Source organism: Megasphaera jansseni (assembly GCF_047974155.1).
Classification (GTDB): Bacteria; Bacillota; Negativicutes; order Veillonellales; family Megasphaeraceae; genus Megasphaera.
Genome location: NZ_JBHYRR010000059.1, coordinates 1 through 4,193, shown reverse-complemented (window position 1 = coordinate 4,193; position 4,193 = coordinate 1). Strand labels below are relative to the sequence as shown.

At 57.4% G+C, this 4,193-nt stretch carries 4 protein-coding genes; 3 read left to right on the top strand and 1 reads right to left on the bottom strand.

Translation table 11 applies throughout. The annotated features are described in order from the left end of the window. Nucleotides 1–85: 85 nt before the first annotated feature. The gene (locus tag ACE418_RS13300; RefSeq protein ID WP_416451059.1) at nt 86–1,099 is read right to left on the bottom strand and encodes a YeiH family protein; all 1,014 of its coding nucleotides are present in this window, start codon (nt 1,097–1,099) and stop codon (nt 86–88) included. Between the two features lie 125 nt (nt 1,100–1,224). Between ACE418_RS13300 and ACE418_RS13295 the strand changes: the two genes are divergently transcribed. From ACE418_RS13295 to ACE418_RS13285, 3 genes are all read left to right on the top strand, one after another. Next, nucleotides 1,225–2,112, top strand: a complete 888-nt coding sequence (locus ACE418_RS13295; RefSeq protein ID WP_416451058.1) for a LysR family transcriptional regulator — start codon at nt 1,225–1,227, stop codon at nt 2,110–2,112. Between the two features lie 143 nt (nt 2,113–2,255). Then, nucleotides 2,256–3,098 carry an alpha/beta hydrolase gene (locus ACE418_RS13290; RefSeq protein ID WP_416451057.1) on the top strand — a complete coding sequence of 281 codons (843 nt, stop codon included), beginning with the start codon at nt 2,256–2,258 and terminating at the stop codon, nt 3,096–3,098. 25 nt (nt 3,099–3,123) lie between these two features. Next, nucleotides 3,124–4,193, top strand: a 1,070-nt coding sequence (locus ACE418_RS13285; protein ID WP_416451056.1) for a poly(ethylene terephthalate) hydrolase family protein, incomplete at its 3' end; no start/stop codon positions are given.

Genomic DNA, 4,193 nt, shown 5'->3' with positions numbered 1-4,193 from the left:
GAATAGAAAGATGAAATAGAGCAAAAAAAGAGAGCTGTCGCACGAAGCCAAAATGGCTTAATGCGACAGCCCCTTTTGGCATTTTCTAAAACCACGTATGTACGATGAACCAGGCCAGTCCTAAAAGGATAAAGGAGCAGAAGAGGGCGCCGCCCATGGGGCGGGTGCCTTCTTTGGCGATGACGGCGAAGTTGACGTTCAGGCCCAGGGCGGCCATGGCCATGCCCAGGATGAGGTAAGCGGCCTTGACCAGCATGGGGACGGCGAATCCGATGGCCGGGATATAGGAGCCGATGGCACTGGCTGCGATGAAGCCGCCCATGAACCAGGGGATGGGGACTTTGAGTTTCTGGTTTGTATCTCCCGATTGACGGCGCTGGCGCCAGGCTTCGCCAATGCCCAGGATGATGGCGACCGGGGCCAGGAGCAGGACGCGGGACAATTTGGTGATGATGGCGCTGTCTGTCCCAACTGGGCCGGCACTGCCGCCGGCGGCGACGGCGTGGGCGATTTCATGGAGGCTGAGGCCGGCCATGACGCCGAACTGGCTGTCGGTAAAGCCCAGGAAGGGCTGGGCGAAGACTTCGATGAGCGTGAAGACCGTGCCCAGGATGGCCACGATGGCCACGGCCAGGACGGACTGGTCGGCTTTGGCCTTGAGCGTTCCCGACACGCCCATGACGGCGGCGGCACCGCAGATGCTGCAGCCGCAGGCCGTGAGCAGGGCCAGGGTGTGGTCGACGCGCAGGAAGCGGGCGACGGCATAGTTCAGGGGAATCATGATGGCCACGACGAAGATGGCGGCGATGAGGCTCTTCATGCCGGCGCTGACCAGGAGGATGAGGTTGAGTTTGAAGCCCAGGAGAATGATGCCGGCCCGGAGAAATTTATTGGCAATGAAGCCCGTGCTTTCCCGGGCTGCCAGCGTGACCGGACGGCAGACCTGGATGGCCATGCCCAGCAGCAGGGCCAGGACCAGATGGCCGATGAGGGAAAAGCCCGGCAGGGAGGCTAAGGACTGACCGGCCAGGGAACAAGCCAGGGTCAGGACGACGCCGAGCAGGGCGTGGCGCCAGTCGATCATAGTGGATAAATGCATGATGATGTCACTCCTATACTGAAATTTGAGATGCATCCAGTATAGTCTGTCCCTTTTCATAAGTAAAATACTAGGATATAATATAAACCATAAGCATTTACCTATGAATAAAGGAGGAGAACCTCATGACCCTGCGCCATTTCCGCATTTTCCTGGCAGTCTGTAAAACCCTGAACATGACCCAGGCCGCCCGGCAGCTCCACATCAGCCAGCCATCGGTCACCCAGGCTATCCATGAAATGGAAGCCCATTATGGCCTGCTCCTGTTCGAGCGCCTGGGCCGGCATATCTTCCTGACGCCAGCCGGAGAGAACTTGAAACAGTATGCCTATCAGATCCTGTCACTCTGCCAGCAGGCCGAAGAGAGCATGACGGCCATGCAGCATCAGTTGCCCATCCGCCTGGGCGTCAGCATCACCATCGGCGACATCTTCCTGGTCGAACTCCTGACGCATTGTCGTCAGATACATCCTGAATGGGACATCCTGTCGGCTATCCACAATACGGAGGAACTGGAACAGCTCCTGATGGAAGATAGACTGGACCTGGCCCTGGTCGAAGGGCGGGTGCAGTCGCCGTACCTCGTGTCCCGGCCCATCATCACGGACTATCTGACCCTCATCGCTTCGCCGGACAACGAGTGGAGCCATAAGGCCATCGAGACCCCGCAGGACCTGGACGGCATGCCCGTCTTCGTCCGCGAACAGGGAAGCGGCACGCGGGACCTCTTTGAGCGCGTCCTGGAAGAACACCACCTGACCTGCCGGGTCGTCGGCGTCTACAATAACTCCGAGGCCATCAAGAAAGCGGTCATGGCCAATTTGGGCTTATCCGTCCTGTCCCGCCGTCTGGTGCAGGACGAAATCAAAGCGGGCCGCCTGGTCGAACTCCCCATGCCGGGCCTCGAATTCAAGCGCCAGTTCCGCCTGGTACACCATCAAAATAAATACCTGACCCAGCCCATGCAGGACCTCATAGCCATCTGCTGCCACAGCAGCGAATGGCTGCCGTAGCTATGGGAGTCAAAAATCACTGGGCTGGGACGGAGGTCGATGAAATAGCGTTTTATCTTTTAATTGACATGTCAATTAAAAGAGCGTACAATGAAATTCATCGAATAAATGTCATTGTTTACATGATTTGGAGGCTGAATATCATGATTTCTTTCAAAAAAATGCTGGCCCTGTCGGTGCTGGCCCTGAGTACCTTTACGATGGGAGCCGGTATAAGTCAGGCTAAGAGCCAGGCCGTTACTATCCATGGGGACCATGGCAAACTGGCAGCGGTCGTCCAGACACCGGATAATCAAAAAGAATATCCTATGGTCATCATCATGCATGGCTTTACGGCAGACAAGAACCGGCCGCTCCTGACCAAGCTGGCCGATGATCTGGAAAAAGACGGCATCGCCTCGATCCGTTTCGACTTCAATGGCCATGGCCAGAGTGAAGGCCGTTTCCAGGACATGACCGTGCCCAATGAAATCGAAGATGCCAAGCACGTTTATGAATATGCCAGCCGGCTGCCCGGTGTGACCTCCATCTCCCTGGCCGGTCATTCCCAGGGTGGTGTCGTCGCCAGCATGACGGCTGGTGAACTGGGGACGCAGAAAGTCAAAGCCCTGGCCCTGATGGCGCCGGCGGCTGTCCTGCGGGAAGACGCCATCCGCGGCAGCCTCTTCGGCACGACTTATGATTCCCTCAATCCGCCGGCTGAAATCCCTATCTTCAAAGGCCTCAAGCTGGGCGCCAACTATGTAAAGACGGCGCGGGACCTGCCTATTTATGAAACGGCTTCGCAGTACCAGGGTCCGGCCTACATGATTCATGGTACTGGCGATACGGTTGTTCCGTATACGTACAGCCTGCGCTACCAGCGCATCTATTTCAAGGGACAGGTCCATCTCGTCGATGGGGAAGACCACTCCTTCACGAAAGATACGGATGGCGCCGCCAAGGCTGTCGCTGATTTCTTCAAGAAGACGTTAAAAGAAGGTTGATTTTTTGAAAAGGATATCATCGTGGATGGGACGGATTGGCCTCACCCTGCTGTTCACCGGCCTGATTTCAGGGGCGCCGGCCGGCGCCACGGCTGTTCCAGAAACGCCGGCTTCATCGCAGGCCCATCCCGTTCAGACGCAAAAGACAGCTTCACCGGCCAAAGGCGGGGTATGGCAGAAGCTCTTGCAGCACTTGATGAACAGCCGGGTCGTCCCCGACGATTATACGAAGACCGTAAAGACCGGCGGCGATATCGAACGCACGTATCTGGCAGCGGGACCGGATGCGGTATCTCATGAAGTGCTCCCGGCTCCCAGCCCGATGGCACAGTATGAAATCTATTATCCGTCTGCGTTGACCGGGACGAAGCAGGCCTATCCGGCCGTCATCATGGTCAACGGGTCCGGTACGCCGGCGACCCGCTATCCGGCGCTGTTTGAACACCTGGCTTCGTGGGGCTTCGTCGTCATCGGCAATGAAGACCCCGGCACTGGTACGGGCGCATCGGCCGACAAGACGACGGAAAAACTCCTGGCCCTCAACCGGGACCCGCAAAGCCCGTTCTATGGCCGCATCGCCGAAGAACGCATCGGCATCTCCGGCCATTCCCAGGGCGGCGCCGGCGTGTTCAACGCCATCACTTCGCAGCCGCACCATGCCGTCTATCGGACGGCTGTGGCCCTGTCCCCGACGAACGAACAGCTGGCCCGTTCCCTGCACTGGGACTATGATCCCAAGGCGGTACGGACCCCTATCCTGATACTGGCAGGTACCCAGGGCGATTTTGAAATGAAACTGGTATTGCCGGAAAAAGACATGACCTCGCTGTACGACCAGATTCCTTCGCCGAAAGTCATGGCCCGGCGCAAAGGCGCTGAGCATGGACAGACGCTCTATGAATGCGATGGTTACGTCACGGCCTGGCTGCGCTGGCAATTGATGGGCGATGAGCAGGCCGGGAAAGCCTTTACAGGCCCGTCCCCAGAATTGGCCCATAATCGTTGGTACGAAGAGGTAAAAAAGGGCCTGTCGCACGTAATCGTGCACAGGCTCTTTTTATGTATGCAAAAATATCATAGCTTTATGGTCGTTCT